The sequence below is a fragment of the Exiguobacterium sp. EF_C8 genome, assembly GCF_054956715.1.
Map to the genome: position 1 here is coordinate 2,818,545 of NZ_CM143264.1, position 20,217 is coordinate 2,838,761.

Annotated in this window: 21 protein-coding genes; 8 read left to right on the top strand and 13 right to left on the bottom strand. The window is 50.6% G+C overall.

Annotated elements, in window-relative coordinates:
- Positions 1-42: 42 nt before the first annotated feature.
- The 13 genes from upp to prfA form a co-directional block, all read right to left on the bottom strand.
- Positions 43-672: a uracil phosphoribosyltransferase gene (gene upp, locus ACY2IG_RS14850; RefSeq protein WP_023469504.1), complete on the bottom strand. Its 630-nt coding sequence runs from the start codon at positions 670-672 to the stop codon at positions 43-45.
- Between the two features lie 72 nt (positions 673-744).
- On the bottom strand, positions 745-1,701 hold the full coding sequence (locus ACY2IG_RS14855) for a hypothetical protein (RefSeq protein WP_462618140.1): 957 nt from the start codon (positions 1,699-1,701) through the stop codon (positions 745-747).
- Between the two features lie 155 nt (positions 1,702-1,856).
- Entirely contained in the window at positions 1,857-2,525 is a 669-nt protein-coding gene (locus tag ACY2IG_RS14860; protein WP_462618141.1) for an ABC transporter ATP-binding protein, read from the bottom strand.
- Positions 2,522-3,550: an ABC transporter permease gene (locus ACY2IG_RS14865; protein WP_329469337.1), complete on the bottom strand. Its 1,029-nt coding sequence runs from the start codon at positions 3,548-3,550 to the stop codon at positions 2,522-2,524. Before ACY2IG_RS14865 ends, ACY2IG_RS14860 begins: the two co-directional genes overlap by 4 nt.
- A gap of 75 nt (positions 3,551-3,625) precedes the next feature.
- Positions 3,626-4,981, bottom strand: coding sequence for a HAMP domain-containing sensor histidine kinase (locus tag ACY2IG_RS14870; RefSeq protein ID WP_462618142.1), 1,356 nt, complete (start codon positions 4,979-4,981; stop codon positions 3,626-3,628).
- A complete protein-coding gene (locus ACY2IG_RS14875; protein ID WP_462618143.1) occupies positions 4,978-5,646 on the bottom strand; it encodes a response regulator transcription factor in 669 nt (222 codons plus the stop codon). Before ACY2IG_RS14875 ends, ACY2IG_RS14870 begins: the two co-directional genes overlap by 4 nt.
- Before the next feature lie 77 nt (positions 5,647-5,723).
- Positions 5,724-6,983 (bottom strand): serine hydroxymethyltransferase, encoded by a 1,260-nt coding sequence (gene glyA, locus ACY2IG_RS14880; protein ID WP_035410645.1) that lies wholly within the window; start codon positions 6,981-6,983, stop codon positions 5,724-5,726.
- Positions 6,984-7,094: 111 nt separating this feature from the next.
- On the bottom strand, positions 7,095-7,634 hold the full coding sequence (locus ACY2IG_RS14885; RefSeq protein ID WP_035410650.1) for a TIGR01440 family protein: 540 nt from the start codon (positions 7,632-7,634) through the stop codon (positions 7,095-7,097).
- Positions 7,634-8,074: a ribose 5-phosphate isomerase B gene (rpiB, locus tag ACY2IG_RS14890; protein WP_035410653.1), complete on the bottom strand. Its 441-nt coding sequence runs from the start codon at positions 8,072-8,074 to the stop codon at positions 7,634-7,636. Before rpiB ends, ACY2IG_RS14885 begins: the two co-directional genes overlap by 1 nt.
- 5 nt (positions 8,075-8,079) lie before the next feature.
- On the bottom strand, positions 8,080-8,595 hold the full coding sequence (locus ACY2IG_RS14895) for a low molecular weight protein arginine phosphatase (protein ID WP_035410655.1): 516 nt from the start codon (positions 8,593-8,595) through the stop codon (positions 8,080-8,082).
- Between the two features lie 17 nt (positions 8,596-8,612).
- The gene (locus ACY2IG_RS14900) at positions 8,613-9,611 is read right to left on the bottom strand and encodes an L-threonylcarbamoyladenylate synthase (RefSeq protein WP_462618144.1); all 999 of its coding nucleotides are present in this window, start codon (positions 9,609-9,611) and stop codon (positions 8,613-8,615) included.
- Entirely contained in the window at positions 9,608-10,456 is an 849-nt protein-coding gene (gene prmC / locus ACY2IG_RS14905) for a peptide chain release factor N(5)-glutamine methyltransferase (protein WP_290772839.1), read from the bottom strand. The genes ACY2IG_RS14900 and prmC overlap by 4 nt, the downstream gene beginning before the upstream one ends.
- Entirely contained in the window at positions 10,456-11,514 is a 1,059-nt protein-coding gene (prfA, locus tag ACY2IG_RS14910; RefSeq protein ID WP_056064179.1) for a peptide chain release factor 1, read from the bottom strand. The genes prmC and prfA overlap by 1 nt, the downstream gene beginning before the upstream one ends.
- A gap of 156 nt (positions 11,515-11,670) precedes the next feature.
- Between prfA and ACY2IG_RS14915 the strand changes: the two genes are divergently transcribed.
- From ACY2IG_RS14915 to treC, 8 genes are all read left to right on the top strand, one after another.
- On the top strand, positions 11,671-12,039 hold the full coding sequence (locus tag ACY2IG_RS14915) for a GntR family transcriptional regulator (RefSeq protein ID WP_035410669.1): 369 nt from the start codon (positions 11,671-11,673) through the stop codon (positions 12,037-12,039).
- On the top strand, positions 12,033-12,899 hold the full coding sequence (locus ACY2IG_RS14920) for an ABC transporter ATP-binding protein (protein WP_290772834.1): 867 nt from the start codon (positions 12,033-12,035) through the stop codon (positions 12,897-12,899). Before ACY2IG_RS14915 ends, ACY2IG_RS14920 begins: the two co-directional genes overlap by 7 nt.
- Complete coding sequence (locus tag ACY2IG_RS14925) at positions 12,892-13,869, top strand: hypothetical protein (RefSeq protein ID WP_035410676.1); 978 nt, start codon at positions 12,892-12,894, stop codon at positions 13,867-13,869. Before ACY2IG_RS14920 ends, ACY2IG_RS14925 begins: the two co-directional genes overlap by 8 nt.
- A gap of 169 nt (positions 13,870-14,038) precedes the next feature.
- Positions 14,039-15,397 (top strand): alkaline phosphatase, encoded by a 1,359-nt coding sequence (locus ACY2IG_RS14930; protein WP_462618145.1) that lies wholly within the window; start codon positions 14,039-14,041, stop codon positions 15,395-15,397.
- Positions 15,398-15,408: 11 nt separating this feature from the next.
- On the top strand, positions 15,409-16,056 hold the full coding sequence (locus ACY2IG_RS14935; protein WP_462618146.1) for a DUF4352 domain-containing protein: 648 nt from the start codon (positions 15,409-15,411) through the stop codon (positions 16,054-16,056).
- 132 nt (positions 16,057-16,188) lie between these two features.
- A complete protein-coding gene (gene treR, locus ACY2IG_RS14940; RefSeq protein WP_056064166.1) occupies positions 16,189-16,896 on the top strand; it encodes a trehalose operon repressor in 708 nt (235 codons plus the stop codon).
- Positions 16,897-17,078: 182 nt separating this feature from the next.
- Positions 17,079-18,518 carry a PTS system trehalose-specific EIIBC component gene (treP, locus tag ACY2IG_RS14945; RefSeq protein WP_462618147.1) on the top strand — a complete coding sequence of 480 codons (1,440 nt, stop codon included), beginning with the start codon at positions 17,079-17,081 and terminating at the stop codon, positions 18,516-18,518.
- Positions 18,519-18,539: 21 nt separating this feature from the next.
- Positions 18,540-20,180 carry an alpha,alpha-phosphotrehalase gene (gene treC, locus ACY2IG_RS14950; RefSeq protein WP_462618148.1) on the top strand — a complete coding sequence of 547 codons (1,641 nt, stop codon included), beginning with the start codon at positions 18,540-18,542 and terminating at the stop codon, positions 20,178-20,180.
- The last annotated feature ends 37 nt before the right edge of the window (positions 20,181-20,217 follow it).

Below are 20,217 nucleotides of genomic sequence, written 5' to 3' on the forward strand. Positions count from 1 at the left end.
GCAGATCATCGTCTGCGGTCTTTTCGTATATCTTGCTGTTTTTTACTTCGTTCCGAAGAGACGGTCTCCTGCATCACCGAGTCCTGGGACGATGTATCCGTGGTCGTTCAACTTCTCGTCGAGTGCCGCGAGATAGATGTCGACGTCTGGGTGTTCTTCTTGAACGCGTTTAACGCCTTCAGGTGCTGCACAGAGACATGCGAGCTTGATGCTCTTCGCCCCTTGTTTCTTTAAGGAGGAGATGGCGTCTGCCGCCGAACCACCTGTCGCAAGCATCGGGTCAACGACGACGAAATCACGTTCTGCGACGTCTGTTGGGAGCTTGAGGTAGTATTCCGTTGGCTCGAGTGTCTCCGGATCACGGTACAAACCGATGTGACCGACTTTGACGTTCGGCATCATGCGGAGCATGCCGTCGACCATACCGAGACCGGCGCGGAGAATCGGGACGATCCCGAGTTTCTTGCCTTCGATCATCTTCTGCGTCGTCTTCGTGACCGGTGTCTCGATCGCGACATCTGTGAGTGGAAGGTCACGTGTGATTTCATATGCCATCAATGAAGCCACCTCGTCGACAAGTTCCCGGAATTGTTTCGTTCCTGTTTCGACTTTACGCATGATCGTCATCTTGTGCTGAATCAATGGGTGATCAAATACATGTACTTTACTCATTGTTTGCATCTCCTCTCCATTCTCTTTTCGCATTGTACTCTATAAGCGTACTGCTTGGGAACTGTTTTTTCGTCAATTCCCGAGCGTACTCTTACCCGACAGAATCGCTTTTGCCGCATAAGACCATTCATTTTCCGGTTGTTTCGCGAGTTCTTGTAAGGTCGCTCGATAGTCGCCTTTTTTATATTTTTGTTCATAGACGGCTTGCATCCAAAGGACATCACTTATGTAACCGGACTTCGGAAAATCTTCCCGATAGGCGATGTAATCCGCTTGTGTCGTGTTCTTCAACTTTCCGGCCGCAATCAACTTATAAAAGCGTGCCATGCCTGCTGTCTCTTTGTTCGTCAAGACGGATCCGTTCAAGACACTGTCTGCTCGTTTGTAGTCCTTCGCCTGAACGGCAGCGACCCCTTGCTCGAGCGCTTCTTTCGCAGACACTTTCGGCTTCTGCGTTTCCGTTTTTGTTTCCTTCTTCTCTGGCTTGATCGCTTTCGCTCTCTCTTGCTCATTTGCCAACTGTTCGTTTTTTTCTTTTAACTGTTCGACTTCTGTTTGCAGCGCTGCGAGTTGTTGCTCGACCTCTGTCTGTTTCGTCGCGACGGGTGTCGCCGATTCGTCGTCCAACTGTGTCCAGATTAGACCGAGACAAACGACAGCTACAGCTCCACCGAGCCACCAGGGGGTTAGTTTTCCGAGTCGCTTCCAGTTTTTCAGCTGTGGATGATTCTGAACGGTCATAGGAAACGATGCTAGCCGTTTCTGAACAAGACGTTTCCCGCCTGCTTTTCCTGCGATCGCTAGGCGGTAACGATAAACCTCTGCCGGCATCGGTAACGTCTTCCACTGTTCAAAACGAGCATCCGCTTGTTCATAAAATCCGGCCTGTTGCATGATGACGATTGCTTTGAAATCTTCGAGCATCCGTTGATATTCCCGGCGCTCGTGGCTTTTATGTGTAAACCATTCCGTTAGTCGTTCAGTCTGAATGGCTTGTAATTCGCTTTGAATCAAGGTTGTTAAATTCACATTTATTTCCACCCTTATCTTTTTTTACTACGGTTAAGTATATCAAAGATAACGCTTCCGCAAATGGTCCGTTTCCCCTATCTTCTTGATGAATCAGCAAAAAAACCCTTTTGTTTTCACATGCACTGAGGCACGAAAACAAAAGGGAAACTCGTTCAACTATGAGAATAGGACCGGGATGCTGTCGCTTCCGTAATCCGTCCGTCTTCAATTCGCCAAATCCGGTCACAGACATCTAGCATCCGTTCGTCATGGGTGATGACGATGACGGTCTTGTTCGCATCATGCGCTTGCTGTTGCAATAACTCCATCACCCGGCGTCCATTTGGGTAATCGAGACTCGCCGTCGGTTCATCCGCGAGTACAAGTCGTGGGTCATTGACGAAAGCCCGGGCAATTGCGACACGTTGACGTTCCCCACCCGATAAGGCGTGCGGCAGATGGTCTTTCCGGTGCTCGAGTCCGAACACAGCGAGTGCCGCCGTCGCGTCAACCGATCGACCGGCTTCCTTCGCGACTAGCTCCAGTTGCTCACCTGCCGTCAAAAACGGCACGAGATGCGATTCTTGAAAGATGAATCCGACTTCTTCGAGACGTAAGCGACGGCGTTCTTCGTCCACTGCTTCACTAACACACGTATGATCAAAGTAGACGGCACCATTCGTTGGTGTCTGTAACAATCCAAGCAACTGGAGCAGTGTACTTTTCCCACTACCGCTCGGTCCGACGAGAACAATCAACTCCCCCGCTTCTGCTTGTAAGTTAATGTCATGTAGCACCGTCATCTCACCATAACTTTGCTCAATCTGTTCTAATCGAATCATCCGTTCATTCCTCCCATCGCATCTGCCGCCTCGAGTTTCTTGACCATCCGTAACGGAACGAGCGCACCGAGGATCGCCGTTACGAGAAGAATACCGCCGTACATCAGACTCGTCGACCATTCAAATCGGAAGGGAAGATCCGGCGGCAGGAAACGACTCGTCAGATAGGTGATGGCGACGCTGACACCAAAGGCAAGACTCGTCAGTATGACGACTTGAACGAGCAGACTCGCACCCATCGTTCGTGTCCGGATACCGATGGCCTTTAAGACACCAAGCTGTTTCATCTTCTGCATCGTTAAAATATAGAAGAAGGCTGTCAGGATCAATGCTCCGATGACGACGAGCGCGACCCGCATCATCTGAAAGGAGTTTTGTTCTGCCGCATAACCCGGAACGTTCTCGACAACCGTTTGTTTCGAAAAGAGCGCTTGATCCGTTTGCAACGACTGACCGATGTACGCCGATACGTATGACGTGCCCATTTTCGATTGCCACGCTTGCCACGATTCATCCGTCATCCAGAGAACGGGTGCATGACTATAACGACCGTCCGTCACTGTACCGGCAATCTGGAACGTCTCCTTCGTTCGAAAATCCGTGATCGTATCGCCGACGCGCGTTCCGCGTTGCTCCGCATACGCAGCATCAACAAGTACCTCCCCTTTTTGCAACGATTGCAGCTGTTTGGGACCATATTTCGTAGTCTGTGGTAACGCAAAGACCGTTACGTCGTCCTTCGTTTTATTCTTCTTCTCAAGCACCATGTTCTGGACACCGAGTGCTTCCGCGCCCTTTGGTGTCTCATCCGCCTGTAAGAATGAACGGGTCAGCTGCCCTTCTGCATCTTTACTTAGCGCAAACTGTTCGACCGGCAGATTACGGACGGCTGCCCCATTGTCATAAGCTAGTCCATCTGCAAGACCGGTGATCATCAAGATCAATAAGACGAGCAACATCGTCACAATCGTCATCCAACTGAATCGCCCTTTCATCCGGACGAGTTCTTTCCATCCTAGTTTCATTATGTGATCCCTCCTGTATGTTCGCTACAGGATTGATGATACAGCCGCAATATGAACGGAACATGAACGCAGGTGTCACGCGCGTAAAAAAGTTAACGTTACGGTTAGACCCGATGAAGCGGACGACAAGCTCGCATCCCCGCCGAGTTGACGCATCGTCTCTTTGACAATCGCTAAACCAAGACCCGTTCCGCGCGTCGTCCGGGATGCATCGCCTTGATAAAAGCGTTCGAAGGCATGTTTCATCTGTTCATCAGTCATGCCTGGTCCTTCATCCTTGATTCGGATGATGATCTGATCCGCTTGTTCCTCTGCTTGAATCTGGATCGTCGCTCCGTCTTTTGAGACCGAGACAGCGTTTCGGATGACATTTTGGAAGACATGTTCCAACGCACTGACATCCGCTTGTATTTGTATCACCGTCGGAACATCGAGTGCGACAGCGATTCCTTGCTCATCCAGCTGGAAGGCAAGTGTCGTGAGTGTCGCCTCAAGATTCGTCCGCAGATTAAGTGCTTGTCGTTTGAAGCGTCGTCCTTCATCGAGCTTCGCTAAGATCAACAGTTGACGCGTCAGCTCCGACATTCGCTCCGCCTCTTGACGGATGACCGTCCGTTTCCTGACGTCTTCTCCCGTCACATCGAGTTGTCCCGCGTAACCAGCAATCGTCGTCAGCGGCGACTGGAATTCATGCGAGACGTTCGCAATGAATCGGCGCCGTTCCGTATCAGACGCTTCGACTGCCGTTGCCATTTCGTCAAACCGCCGGGACAGCTCACCAATTTCATCGCGTGCCTTCGTTCCGACGCGGATTCCGTAGTCACCGTCTGCCATCTGTTCCGTCGCTTTTGTCAGGCGCCGGATCGGACGAACGAGATAGCGGATTGAAAAGACAAGCAAAAGGAAACTGATCACGACAAGCAGTCCAAGGAACAGACCGACGAACAGATGCAACTCACGGATCTGACGACTCAAGTCCGGTCGGACGAAGATCGCGTCCGTGCCTTGCACCGTCTTGACCGACGTGCCGTACGTATTGATGACTTCGTTATCGAACAGACCGAGCAAGAAGAGATGGAACGGATATTCACGCATTCCGTAATACGGTTGACCACTCTTCACTTGCTCGACGACCCGATTCGAGAGCGCTTCATCACGAAACGGGTTTCCGTAACGCTTGATTGCGTCGTCCGTGCGCACATAAAGTTGAAAGCCGGTCGCTTGTAACATCCGGTAAAACGACTCCGTCTTGCCGTCCCCGTGCGTTTCATAATAATCGATCGCCGTCTCGACCGCTTCCTCGACTTTTTGGCTGTAGCTGTCCTGCCAAAAGGAATAATAGGCAATATTACTAATCAGGAGCGCCAGTAGTGCCGACACGAGTAAGACAACGCAGACGAGTCCGACGATTTTCGTATAGAGGGATCTCATGCGTCGACCTCCAACCGGTATCCGAGTCCGCGGACCGTCTCAATCTTCACCTGATTCGTTTCCTTTAAGCGTCCACGGAGGCGTTTAATGTGAACATCAATCGTCCGGTCATCCCCCATGAAATCGAGTCCCCAGACGTGTTCGATCAATTCCTCGCGGCTGAAGACCCGTCCCGGGAAACTCGCCAACTGATGCAACAATTCGAATTCACGTCGCGGGAGTGTCCACTCGGTCGACTGAATCGTCACGAGCTGACTACGTTTATCGATCGTGACATCTCCAAGATGCAAAACAGGTTGCGCCGCTTTTTGATAGCGCCGAGCCACAGCGTGGAGGCGAAATACTAATTCTTCCGGATCAAACGGTTTTGTGATGTAATCATCGGCACCTGCTGCGAAACCGTCCCGTTTATCTGTCAGCTCCCCGAGTGCCGTCAGCATCAAGATCGGGATGTCCCCGTGTTGCCGTAATTGCTCGCATAAGACGAGACCGGTCTGTCCGGGGAGCAGGACATCAAGTACGGCTGCTTCGAACGTCATCTTCTCGATCCAAGCAAGCGCTTCGTTTCCGTCTGCTGTCGCTCGGATGGAATGCCCGTCGGCTTGTAACGTCGACACGACAAGGGCTTGGATATGAGGATCATCTTCTGCGACTAGAATATACATCGTACTCCTCCTTTTTTAGACAAACAAAAAAATCCCCTTCCCCCTTCTCAAAATGAAAAGGATGAAGGGGATGACGATCATCCGCGCTCTGGGTAGAGTGGGAAACGACCTGTCAAAGCAACGACACGCTCACGTGCTTGTGCGAGAACGTCTGCTTCTTCTGGGTGGTTCAACACGAGTTCGATCAACTCTGCGATTTCTTTCATCTCAGCTTCCTTGAATCCGCGAGATGTCATCGCTGCCGTTCCGATCCGGATACCGCTCGTGACGAACGGGCTCGCTGGGTCGAACGGAATCGTGTTCTTGTTGACCGTAATGCCAGCTTCGTCAAGCGCATGCTCGGCGAGTTTACCTGTGATACCGAGTGGTTGCAAGTCAACGAGGAGCAAGTGATTGTCTGTTCCGCCTGAAACGATCCGGAGTCCACGATTCGTCAATTCCTCACCGAGTACTTTGGCGTTCGTGACGACTTGACCGATGTAGTCCTTGAACTCTGGTGCAAGGGCTTCACCAAATGCAACAGCTTTCGCGGCGATGACATGCATGAGTGGACCACCTTGGATCCCTGGGAAGATTGCTTTATCAATCGCTTTCGCATGCTCTTCTTTACAGAGAATCATCCCACCACGTGGACCACGCAACGTCTTATGCGTCGTCGTCGTGACGAAGTGTGCATGCTCGACTGGGTTCGGATGTTGACCTGCTGCGACGAGTCCAGCGATGTGTGCCATGTCGACCATCAAGTAAGCACCGACGCTGTCTGCGATTTCACGGAACCGCTTGAAGTCGATGACGCGCGGATACGCCGATGCGCCCGCTACGATTAATTTTGGTTTGTGCTCTTCTGCTAATTTCGCGACGACGTCGTAATCAATCATCTCTGTCTCTTGATCGACACCGTATTCCACGAAGTTGTACTGGACACCGGAGAAATTGACGGGACTACCGTGCGTCAGATGGCCACCGTGCGATAGGTTCATCCCGAGGACCGTATCGCCCTGTTCGAGAATCGTGAAGTAGACCGCCATGTTCGCTTGTGCACCGGAGTGCGGCTGCACGTTCGCGTGCTCTGCCCCGAAGATTTCCTTTGCGCGGTCGCGTGCGAGATTCTCAGCGAGATCGACATACTCACAGCCACCATAATAACGACGACCCGGGTAACCTTCTGCGTACTTGTTCGTTAAGACGCTGCCTTGTGCTTCCATGACAGCTTGCGAGACGAAGTTCTCGGATGCGATCAATTCGATGTTATCCCGTTGACGACCTAGTTCCTGGCGCATTGCCGAAAAGAGTGCTTCATCTTGTTGTTTCAGATACGTAAGCGGTGTTTGTTCCATCTGAATTCCCCCATTTCATTTCGATAAACCTATCTTAACACGAATGTTTCCTTCCCGGCATCCCCCAAAACAACATCAAAAAAGCAAGGGGTGCGCAACCCCTTGCATGAATTATTCGTATTTAGCACGTGCCCCACCGATTAATTTTGGTCGTGTCACGGCTGCCGTCACGTGTGCCTCACCGATTTCCTTATGCGGCAAGCGCACTGGAATCGCAACAGCTTTCAAGTGCATCCCGATGAATGTATCACCGATATCGATTCCGGCATCAGCCTGAATCGCTTCGACGACGACAGGTGCCGAGAAGCGCTGGTACGCAGCACTCGCCATCGATCCACCCGCTTCTGGAACGGGAACGACCGTCACCGGATCAAGCCCGAGACGTTCGGCCGTTTGCCGCTCAAGTGTCAGCGCTCGGTTGATATGCTCACAGCCTTGGAAGGCGAGATCGACTTGATGCGATCGACGAAAGGCATCGAAGACATCGAACAAGGCGTCCGCCACTTCTGGTGAACCTGCCTTGCCGATTTGTTTGCCAATCACTTCACTCGTCGAACAGCCGATCACGAGCAATTTTCCTTTTAAGGAAAATCGTTCATCCAGAGCGTTCAGTGTTTCTTCTAAATCGTGCTGGATGCGTGTCACGTCCATTACTTCACCTCATAATCCGAGATTTTGCAAACGCGGTTCTCATGACGTCCACCTTCGAATTCCGTCTCAAGCCAAAGCTGTGCGATCTCACGAGCTAGTCCTGGACCGATAACGCGTTCGCCCATCGTCAAGATGTTCGAGTTGTTGTGCTGCCGCGTCGCTTTCGCGCTGAACGTATCATGGACGAGCGCTGCTCGGATGCCCTTGACCTTGTTCGCTGCGATACCGATCCCAATACCTGTGCCACAAATCAAGATGCCACGGTCAAACTCTCCGTTCGCGACTGCCTCCGCGACTGGAATCGCGACATCCGGATAATCGATCGAGTCGGACGAATGCGTACCGAAGTCCGTATAGTCGATGCCGAGCTCTTGTAAGAGATCGTTGATTTCTGCCTTTAACTTAAAACCGCCATGATCCGCGCCGATTGCTACTTTCATCTTTACTATTCCCCCGTTTGTTTAGGTTGTTTTTTCGGAAGCTTCCGTGTGTCCGGAGTTTTTCTTCCGTTTCCGTTCTGCGTTAATTTTAACACAAGACGATTGACGAGGGGTTCGAGTTCATTACGTACTTGGCGATAGACGTTCATCGATCCGCCGTACGGATCGTTGATATCCCGTTCAAGCCCAGTCACATATTCGTACAAGGTGAACGTCCGTTCCTTCAGTTCCGGATAGCGTTCACCGACTTCCTGCTTGTGCTGACGCGTCATCGTCAAGATGATGTCAGACCAGCGTCCGAGTACATCATCAAAGACTTGCGTATAGTGCTCGAGTTCGATGCCGCGTTCGCGTAACACTTGTAGTGCGTTCTCGGACGCATCGAATCCTTGCATCGAACGTAGTCCTGCTGAACGGACATCGAATTCCTGATCAGCGACTTTCGAGCGTAGTAACGCCATCGCCATCGGGCTACGGCATGTATTTCCTGTACAGATGAATAAAACGCGACGTGTGCTCATCTCCGTATCCTCCTTCTTCAAGGGCGAATGACCCGACCACCTGCTGCTTTATGGAGGCGGTTGCGGACCGCAAGCCCCACCCCTTCTTCTGATAGGTCTCGTACAAAAATCTGATCCACCGTCGTCTGATCAAATCGCCGTAAACAATCGTAAAGACGTTGTGCCGCCGTCTCCATCGAATTACCAAGGGAGCAGCAAACATCTGCGTCGACATCCTCTCCATCGAACAGGAGAACGCCCGTCTTGTGTCCGGTTTGTCGTGCATCATCGATGAGTTGCTGTAAGAATGAAAGATCCCCTTCGACGACGGACAGTGTCGCTTCCGGCGCATAATGGGTATATTTCATCCCGGGTGCCTTCGGTGTAACATCTTTCATCGATAAGGCAGGATCGAGTGTGACAGGACCGATGATTGCCTCGACTTGTTCGCGTGTCACGCCACCCGGTCGTAAAATCGCCGGTGGCGTCATCGTACAATCGATGACAGTCGATTCGACCCCGATGCCCGTCTCCCCTCCATCGACGATCGCAGCGATGCGTCCCGAGAGGTCATGTGCGACATGCGCAGATGACGTAGGTGAAGGTTTTCCAGAACGGTTGGCACTCGGTGCTGCGAGACCCAGCCCTGTCGCTTCAATCAATTGAAGCGCGAGCGGATGATCTGGCATCCGTAATCCGATCGTATCTAGTCCTGCTGTGACGAGTGTGGATGCGGTGCCGTTCGATTCGAGGATGATCGTCAAGGCTCCTGGCCAAAACGCCTCCATCAAACGTGTTGCAACATCGGGAATATGCGTGACGAACTGATGTGCCTGTTCTACGGATGCGACATGGACAATCAGCGGATTGTCGGAAGGTCGACCCTTCGCGGCGAAGATTCGCCGAACAGCCGCTTCGTTCGTTGCGTCCCCTGCGAGACCATAGACGGTCTCGGTCGGCATCGCCACGACCTCTCCTTCCTGCAATAACCGAACTGCTTCATCCATTGTCTGTAAATCAATCATTTCCGTCTTCACGCTGTACAATCCTTTCGTTCCGCATACACGATACGGTCTTTACCGTTTATATCTTTTAAAATACCCGTTTCCGCACTTGGATAACGTTCTTTTAACATCATTTGCACTTCTGGTCCTTGATTGTGTCCAATTTCAAACGCAATCAGTCGGAAATCGTCGCGTAGAACCCGTCCGCTCTCCTCGACGAGACGTCGGTAAAAGACGAGACCGTCTTTTCCACCAAACAGAGCGAGATGCGGTTCATGGTCGAATACGACCTCACTGAGCAATTCTTTTTCCTCAATATAAGGAGGGTTCGAGACGAGCACCCGCACGGAATCGTCCGCAAGTGGTGCCAGTAGATCCCCTTCGAGAAACGTCACGTCCCCACCAAGCGTCGCTTGATTCTGCTTCGCGACCGCAATCGCGGCTGGTGAAATATCGACGGTCGTGACCGGTTGCTCGAGTTCGAGCGCGAGTGTGATTCCGATCGCCCCACTACCAGTTCCGATGTCGACGATCTGTCCCGCGGTGAACGACTCACGTTTGAGGCGCTCCGTCACGAAGACGATCAACTCTTCCGTTTCTGGTCGCGGAATCAAGACATCTGGTGTGACGCTGAAGTTCCGTCCATAAAACGGCTGATAGCCGATTAAATGTTGCACGGGCACACCGTGAACATGGGCGAGCAAGTATTCACTGAATCGTAAATCCTGCTCCGGTGTCAATTCATCTGACAGACGGACGAGGAGTCCCGTCCGGTCGACTTCTAAGACGTGCATGAGTAACCATTCGGCACTCGAACCCTCGCGTCCTGCTTGTTCCATCATCGTTTTTGCTTCATTTAGACGTTTTGCGATCCGCATCAGTTTGCCGCCTCCGATGCCCGTGCTTGATACTCCATGACGAGCGTATCGATGACCTCATCCATCTCTCCTTGGAGGATCCGGTCGAGCTTCTGGATCGTCAAACCGATTCGGTGGTCCGTCACTCGGTTTTGTGCGAAATTATACGTCCGGATCCGTTCTGAACGGTCACCTGTACCGACAGCCGACTTCCGTTTTTCATCATACTCCGCCTGCTGCTCGCGTTGAATCTTATCGTAGACACGTGCGCGCAAGACCTTCATCGCTTTTTCCTTGTTCTTGATCTGCGACTTCTCGTCCTGACAACTGGCGACGATTCCCGTCGGCACGTGTGTGACACGGACAGCGGACTGTGTCGTATTGACGGACTGCCCGCCCGGTCCACTCGATGTGAACGTATCGACCCTGACATCCTTATCGTGGATTTCGACTTCAACGTCTTCTGCTTCCGGTAACACGGCGACCGTTGCGGTCGATGTATGGATCCGTCCGCCGGATTCCGTTGACGGAACACGTTGGACACGATGTGCTCCGTTCTCGTATTTTAACTTCGAGTAGGCACCCGTTCCTTTGACGATGAAGATAATTTCCTTATAACCGCCAAGCTCCGTATAGCTCGCGTCGATGATTTCGATCTTCCAGTTCTGTTTCTCAGCGAACTTCGAGTACATCTTAAAGAGATCACCAGCAAATAAGGCTGCCTCGTCTCCTCCCGCTGCGCCGCGGATTTCGACGATGACGTTCTTGTCGTCATTCGGGTCCTTCGGTAGCAGTAAGGCTTTCAGTTTCGCTTCGAGCTCTTTGATCTCCGGCTCAAGCATCGCGACTTCTTCCTTCGCAAGGTCGCGCATCTCCGGATCCGTCAACATTTGGCGTGCCTCTTGATAGGCTTCCATCTTCTCGCGGTAGACGCGATAGGTCTCGACGGTCGGTGCAAGTTGCGACTGCTCTTTTGAGACCTCGCGCAATTGATTCGTATCATTAATGATGGCTGGATCAGCCAACATATCATTCAGTTTTTCATAACGGTCCTCTAAGGCACTCAATCGATCCAACATCTCGGGTCATCCTTCCTGCGATTCTTCTGACGTCAGTATAGCAAATATTGCGATCGATGGCGTCATCGTCTTCTTGAAAAGAGGCATTGACAGACAGGTTTTGAATTCCTATAATTGGTGTATTAATTGAATTAGTACACTTAAGGAGGTGAAGAAATGTTCACCGTCGATCCAAAAAGTCCGTTACCGATCTATGAGCAACTGGTCGCTCAAATCATCCGCTCGATTGCCCGTGGTCTACTCCGCTCTGGCGAACAGATGCCATCCGTCCGTGAACTTGCTGGTACACTCCTTGTCAATCCGAACACTGTCTCCCGCGCCTATCAGGAACTCGAGAGCCGCAACTTCATCGTCACGATGCGCGGCAAAGGCTCCTTCATCTCAGATATTCCACTTCATGAAGTCAAGAAAGCCGCCATTCAAGATCCACTCATTCGTCTTTGTTCCGTCGCCGACGAACTCTCCATTTCAAACGAAGAACTCTATCAACTCATCTTACACATTAGGGAGGATTCCTCATGTTGACCGTTTCTCATCTAACGAAACAAATTGACCGTACCATGATTTATGAAAATGCATCCTTTACTCTACCAGCAGGAACGATTACTGCGTTGATCGGGCGTAATGGTGCCGGAAAAACGACATTACTGAAAACACTTGTCGGTGCTCTTGAGCCAACGCGCGGAAAAGTTGAATGGAATGGCGAGTCGATCCACCACGTCCCGAAGACACGCGAGCACCTTTTCCTCGTTCCGGATTCTGTTTCCGTCTATCGCCAGATGACACTCGCCGAACTGATCAACTTCTACAATGCGTTCTATCCGAACTTCGAGAAAACGTACATCGAAAACTATTGTCGTTCGTCAAACCTCGATCGCGGACGTCGCGTGACGTCATTATCCAAAGGACAAGCTCAGTTGTTCCTTCTTCAACTTGCGTTCGCGACGAATGCTCCGGTCCTCTTACTGGATGAACCAACAGACGGACTCGATCGAATCAACAAACGAGATTATCTGAAACAGCTCGTATCATTGCTTGCGGAGCGCCAAACTGCCGTCTTGATTGCCTCACACCAACTCGAAGAGCTTGATTCACTCGCTGACCGTGTCATGACGATCGAAAAGCATCTCGTCCGTGAACCAAAGGCACTCGACGACGCCAAAGCCAGCATGCAGAAATGGCAAGTCGTCTATGAGGACGTTCCGGAATTGTCACATGCTGATCTTCACGTCTTATCCCAAACAGGTCGGGTCGTGACATTGCTCGTCTTATCCGATGCAGGCGCGCAGTATCTTGAAACGACGAACCCCTTGTTAAAAGATGCTTTGCCAGTGCAGATGGAAGATTACTTCTTAGGGACATTTGGAGGGAAACGACATGGTTAAGCAATTGATCCGTTATCATATCAAACAAGGCATCTGGCCGCTCGCTTGTTTCATTCTGCTTGCGATCTTCAGCTATGGGTTCGGCAGTTATACCGTCATCAATGAGTTCGAGAATTACGAGGCCTCTCAGCAACCTGCTCTACTCAACACCGTACTCGTCAGTCCCTTTTTCGCCGGATTCGCAGCGATTCTCATTGCTGTCTTCGCGATCCTGATGCTCGGTTCCGAGCGCGGGAGTGGTCGCAGCCTGATTTTGCACGCGTTACCGTTTCCGAAGGTCTGGTTGTTCTGGATCAAATGGGCGATTGGCGTCGTAACACTGATCTTGTTTCCGATCATCGGCTTCTTCGTCAGCTGGTTGTTGCTGCAAGCGTTCGGCGGTATCAATCCGTTTGATTACGTCACGTGGTCGTCACTCTTCCAAGATTTTGGTCTTTTCCTTCTATTTGATGTGACGATTTTGACGATCTTCTTATTCGCCGGAACAATCGCTGGTGATATCATCGGACAACTGTTGCTCGGCACGTTCTTCTTGTTCTTGAACTACTTCACGTATTTCAGCATCTACGCTGTCGCCCTGCTCGGTTTCGGTGTGACCTACGAGGAGTTAGACAAGCCGACAAGTTTCCTGATGACGATCACGACACCCTTCGCACTCTTTTTCGAAAGTAATGTCGATCTGAATCTAACATATCCCGTCTTGTTCTGTTTAGCTTTGACGATTGCCTTACTCTTCTTTGGTAGCCGTCTATATATCCGCGGAGCGAACGAACGACTCGGTCGGTTCACCATTTTCCCAAAACTACATCCAGCACTGATCATCACGTTCTCGATCTACACGACGATCCTGCTCGCAGGAATCATTGGTCTAATTTCGTCCGAGAACCAGTTCCTGTACTGGCTCGCGATCGTCATTCTCGCATGGCCGACGTTCAGTTCCTACCGTCGGATGATCGGGTGGAGTCGCTAATCTATACACAAGTAGCCCTTCTGAGATGATTTTTCAGAAGGGCTACTCGTTTGTCATCGTTTCTTCACAAACCTTTACAGACGGTCCATATGGATTTCATATTTTCTGCGTAAGGTTGTGTTTGTAGGTCGTAGCACCATAACCCATTACCTTTCGAGGAGGAATCCCTATGAAACTAAAACGTCTGATCCCGATTTTTGCCTTATCGACCCTTTCCCTGAGTACGATGATTTCGATGCCGGAAGCCGAAGCGAAAGCCAAACATACTCACTCACCCGAAATCCGGAACGTCATCTTCCTGATTGGTGACGGCATGGGTGTCTCATACACGTCTGCACACCGTTACTTAAAGAACGATCCTTCGACGACGACGGCTGAAAAAACAGCCTTTGATCCCTATCTCGTCGGTCAACAGATGACGTATCCGGAAGATGCGAAGGAGAATATCACCGATTCCGCCTCTGCCGCGACAGCGATGTCCTCTGGTGTGAAGACGTACAATGCAGCGATTGCGGTCGATAATGATAAATCGGAAGTCAAGACCGTCCTAGAGGCGGCCAAAGAACATGGCAAGTCAACGGGACTAGTCGCGACATCGGAAATCACGCATGCAACACCTGCCTCATTCGGTGCGCATGACGAAAGTCGTAAAAACATGAATGCGATTGCAGATGACTATTTCAAAGAACGTGTGAACGGCAAACATAAGATTGATGTCATGCTCGGGGGTGGGAAATCGAACTTCGTCCGTCCAGACGTCGATTTGACGAAAGCGTTCAAGAAAGATGGCTATAGCTATGTCACTGACCTCAATCAGCTGCAAGCGGATAAAAATAAACAAGTGCTCGGATTGTTCGCAGACGGTGGATTACCTAAACGAATCGATCGCGAAAACTCAGTCCCGTCACTTGCTCAAATGACGAACGCCGCAATCAAGCGACTTGATTCGAATAAAAAAGGATTCTTCCTGATGGTCGAAGGCAGTCAAATTGACTGGGCAGGACACGACAATGATATCGTCGGTGCGATGAGTGAGATGGAAGATTTCGAACGTGCTTTTAAAGCCGCGATCGCTTTCGCGAAGAAGGATAAGCATACACTCGTCGTCGCAACAGCCGACCACTCGACTGGCGGTTACTCGATTGGTGCGGATGGCATTTACAACTGGTTCGCTGAGCCGATCAAAGCAGCGAAGAAGACACCTGACTTCATGGCGCAGCAAATCGTCGAAGGCGCGGACGTACGGAAAACGTTAATGAAGTACATCGACCAAGACAAACTCGCCTTGACGGATCAAGAAATCGACAGCGTCTCTCGCGCTGCTGAATCGAAAACATTACTCGACATCGATAATGCCATCGAAGAGATCTTCAACGAACGCTCGCATACGGGCTGGACGACAGGTGGTCATACGGGTGAAGACGTACCCGTCTATGCGTTCGGTCCTGCGAAAGACCGATTCGCTGGTCAAGTCGATAACACGGATCACGCCAAAATCATCTTCGATCTGTTGAAGGCGAAGAAATAAGGAGACGTCTCATGAAACAGATCCTTGCTATTTTGATGCTTGGGACAGTGCTCGCTGGTTGTAGCACTTCCGCATCACAAGACACACCGAAAGAACCATCGTCTGCGAAACAAGAGCAGCCGGTACTGCTTGAAAAAACAAGCGCCTATGTCCCGAACCCACAACTTCCAGATGATCGTCAGCTGACGAAAATCGATCAAACCGTGACGGACGACAAAGGCGACCTGACGTTAAAACAGTTCAAACCAGTGAATGAAACGCGGAAGATTGGTCCAATCAAGATGACGATCGAAGAAATCAAAGTCTTTCACGCCCGTCCAAGCTACGGCATGATCGATTTCTTCCATGGTTATACGCACGATGAGTCCTTTGATCTGATTAAGATACGTGTCATGATCACAAACACGAGTGACGCACCCGTCACCTTTAATCCCGTTGCTCATTTCAAACTGGATGACGAAGCGGAAAAGACACTTGAAGACGATGTCTATCTCGAATCCCTGGCAAAGACATATGCTCCGTCTGAAACTCATAGTGGTAACTTTGGATTCATCTTGGAACGCCCGGTCACATCAATCGAACTCTTGACGAGTGACGTACTCGATGAAAAACAAGCGGTCCTCCAAAAGGGTACGACGTATTCGACATCCCTTCGTTAGTTAACTACCCTTCACACTTTTGCGCTCCATCTGTTTTCCGGTTGTACCCGGACCATAGGTGGAGCTATTTTGATGCCTGTATTCGTTCCATGCTACACTAAAAGCACTATTTGAGTGCAAAGGACGGATTGTATGCCGAAATACTTAACCATTTATCATCAACTCGCACAACGGATTCAAGAAGGAACGCTTCCAGCTGACATGAAATTACCTTCTGAGACAGAATTGATGCATGAATTCGAGGCGAGTCGTGGAACGGTCCGAAAAGCGATCGATGCGCTGCAAGAGAAAGGCTTCGTTCGCAAACACCAAGGAAAGGGTGTCTTCGTTTTGTCGCAAGAAGCGATTGAGTTTCAGTTCAACGGAATCGTCAGCTTTTCGGAGGCGCATCGCCGGATGGGTCGACATGCTGTCGAGACGGATGTGCTATCGTGCGAAGTGCTCTCCGCCTCTCCTGAGCTCGCTTCGTTATTGCATGTGGCACAAGGAACAGACGTAACCCGTATTGAGCGGATTCGTCAGATTGATGGCGAACGCGTCATCCGTGACATTAATCATTTCGTAACCGCACTTGTGCCCGACCTAACCGCTGACATTGCTAAAGGGTCCATCTATCATTACATCGAAGAGACACTCGGACGGCAGATCAGCTATGCGAAACGAAAGATTGAAGCGCGCCCTGCGACACGGGAAGACCAAGAACGACTTGATCTTCACGACATGACACACGTCATCGTCGTCACGAACGATACGTACTTCTATGAAGGACAACATTTCGAACGAACGGAATCACGTCACCGCCTCGATAAATTTCAATTCACCGATATCGCACGGCGTTGAATAGATGATGATCCATGAGGGAATCCGTACATAACGGGTTCTCTCTTTTTTAACCATTTCAACTTATCTATATAAGTTCTTGACCAACTTATATAGATAAGTTAAGATAAGTGTGCGCAGATAAGAAAACGTTTTCATTTCAAAAGTGGTCGAGTACGTCACTTCCAAAAAGGAGCATCGAGATGAAACCAAACTATCGTCAGATTGCAGAGCAAATCATTGAGAAAATCGGAGGCAAGGAGAACGTTGAGCAGGCAGCTCACTGTGTCACCCGTCTTCGCTTAACGCTTAAAAATCAAGAGCTCGTCAACCAAGAAGCCTTACTTGAAGTTCCGCTCGTCAAAGGCGCGTTCTTGAACGCAGGCGTCTATCAAATCGTCATTGGTGCTGGTGATGTCGACCGGGTCTATGCTGAATTCATTCAACTGACTGGTTTGCAGGCGACAACGATTGCAGATGTTAAATCGTCAGGAGCGGCGAAAATGAACCCGTTCCAAAAGTTGATCAAAGTCTTTTCCGACGTCTTCATGCCCATCATCCCGGCGATCATCGTCGCTGGTCTCTTAATGGGGATCAATAACCTGTTCGGTATCGAATTCGGTAGCAAGACGATGATTGATCGTTATCCGAATCTACAAGGATTATGGGACCTGATCAATATGATGGCAAATACCGCTTTCGTCTTCCTCCCGGCACTCGTCGGCTGGTCGGCAACGAAACGCTTCGGTGGAAGTGAGATCCTCGGAATCGTCATGGGTCTAATGCTTGTTCACCCTGATCTCTTAAACGCTTGGAATTACGGACAGAGCGCTTTAAAAGGTGAAATTCCGACGTTCAACATCCTCGGTCTGTTTGAAATCGAAAAAGTCGGCTATCAAGGACAAATTCTCCCGGTGCTCGCAGCCGCTTATGTCCTTAGCACGATTGAACGCTGGCTCAAAAAACGCGTACCGAACGCCATCCAATTACTCGTCGTACCGATTACGACGATCACATTAACGGGCTTCCTTGCCCTTGCCGTCATCGGACCGGTCACACGTCAAGTCGGTGACTGGATCACGATTGGTGTCGTCAATACGTTCGAAGCTGTTCCGTTACTCGGTGCCTTATTATTCGGTGCACTCTACGCACCGCTCGTCATCACCGGCATGCATCACATGTTCATCGCCGTCGACTTACAGTTGATCGGACAAAGCGGAACGACGTTTATCTGGCCGATGATCGCGATCTCGAACATCGCCCAAGGTTCAGCAACGCTCGCGATGCTCTTCCTCGCGAAAAACGTCAACGATAAGAACATGGCGTCGACGTCGGCACTATCCGCTTACTTTGGGATCACGGAACCAGCGATGTTCGGGGTTAATCTTCGATTCAAATATCCGTTTTATGCGGCACTCGTCGGATCAGCAATCGCGTCTGCCTTCATCGCAGTCAGCGGTGTCCTTGCTCCTGCAATCGGTGTCGGTGGCTTACCTGCTTTCATCTCGATCGTACCCGGGTCGATCCTGTCGTTCATTGTCGGCATGGTAATCGCAATTATCGTTCCTATTGCCTGTACGTTCCTGTTCCACTATGTCTCAACGAAACGCGCAAAAAAAGCCGCACTGAACAAAGCGGCGTAATTTCAGAAAGGTGTGTATCTGATGATCACGACAACCGATTGGCGCAAATCCGCCGTTTATCAAATCTATCCGAAGAGTTTTTATAGTCCGGAGGGCAAAGCGACCGGTACGTTGCGTGGGGTCACGGCCAAACTCGATTATCTGGCGGATCTTGGTGTCGATTACCTGTGGTTGACGCCGGTCTATGCCTCACCGCAAAACGATAATGGATATGATGTCAGTGACTATTACGCGATCGATCCCTCGTATGGAACGATGGATGATTTCGAGACGTTACTCGCAGAAACAAAACGACGTGGTCTGTCGGTCATGATGGATATCGTCGTCAATCACTGCTCGACGTCACACGCTTGGTTCGAAGAAGGACGTCATCCGGACAGTCTCTATCATGACTACTTCATTTGGCGCGAGACACCGAACGACTGGGTATCGAAGTTCGGCGGTCCTGCTTGGTCATTCGATGAGGTAGCTGGTAAGTATTACTTGCACCTGTTCGACAAGACGCAAGCGGACCTGAACTGGGAAAATCCCCGACTCCGGGAAGACGTTTACGCGATGATGCGCTTTTGGCGCGATAAAGGGGTCAGCGGCTTCCGACTCGACGTCATTAACTTGATCTCGAAGACGCCAGGGCTTCCCAATGATCCCGAGGGAGACGGACGTGCGTACTATACGGACGGACCAAACATTCATGACTACTTGCAAGAGATGAACGCAGCCGTTTTTGCCGGACACGATCTCTTGACGGTCGGTGAGATGTCGTCGACGTCGCTTGAACATTGTCTTCAATATTCTTCGCTCGAAAATCAAGAACTGAAGATGACGTTCAACTTCCATCACTTGAAGGTCGATTATCCGAACGGTGAGAAATGGACGGCTGCACCGTTTGACTTCAAGCAGTTGAAACAAATTTTCTCCGATTGGCAAACTGGCATGAACGGACAAGCATGGAACGCGATTTTTTGGTGTAACCATGACCAACCCCGCGTCGTCAGCCGGTTTGGTGACGACGTCGCGTATCGTGTTGAGAGTGCAAAGATGCTCGCGACAACGCTTCATGGCTTGCAAGGTACACCGTATATTTACCAAGGAGAAGAGATCGGAATGCCGAATCCGGACTTCACGAATCTGTCCGACTACCGTGATGTCGAGACATTGAGTGCCTATCAAGAAGCACGGACCAACGGCGTATCGGAAGAAGCAATTCTCGCTGCGATCCGTCAAAAATCACGCGATAACGCGCGGACACCGATGCCTTGGTCGGACGCCGTCAACGGTGGCTTTAGTACAAGTGAGCCGTGGATCCCGGTCTCGCCGACGTACGATCAAATCAATGTCGAGGCTGCTGTCGCAGACCCTGATTCGGTCTATCATCATTACAAACGGTTGATTCAACTCCGCAAACAGTATGACGTGCTCACGGACGGTTCATACCGGCTGTTGACACCGGACGATCCATCACTCTGGGCGTACGAACGCGCAACGAATGAAGAAGAATTACTCGTCGTCTCGAATTTCTACGGAACGGACACGACGTTTACGTTACCTCATGACGGATCGGACTATACGGTGTTGCTTCATAATTATCAGCAGATGCAGAGAGAGGGGTACACTTTAACGTTACGACCTTATGAATCACTGATGCTTTATCGTAAAAAGTGATTGAATGAGACGGAGCACACGCAAAAAAGAGAAGGTT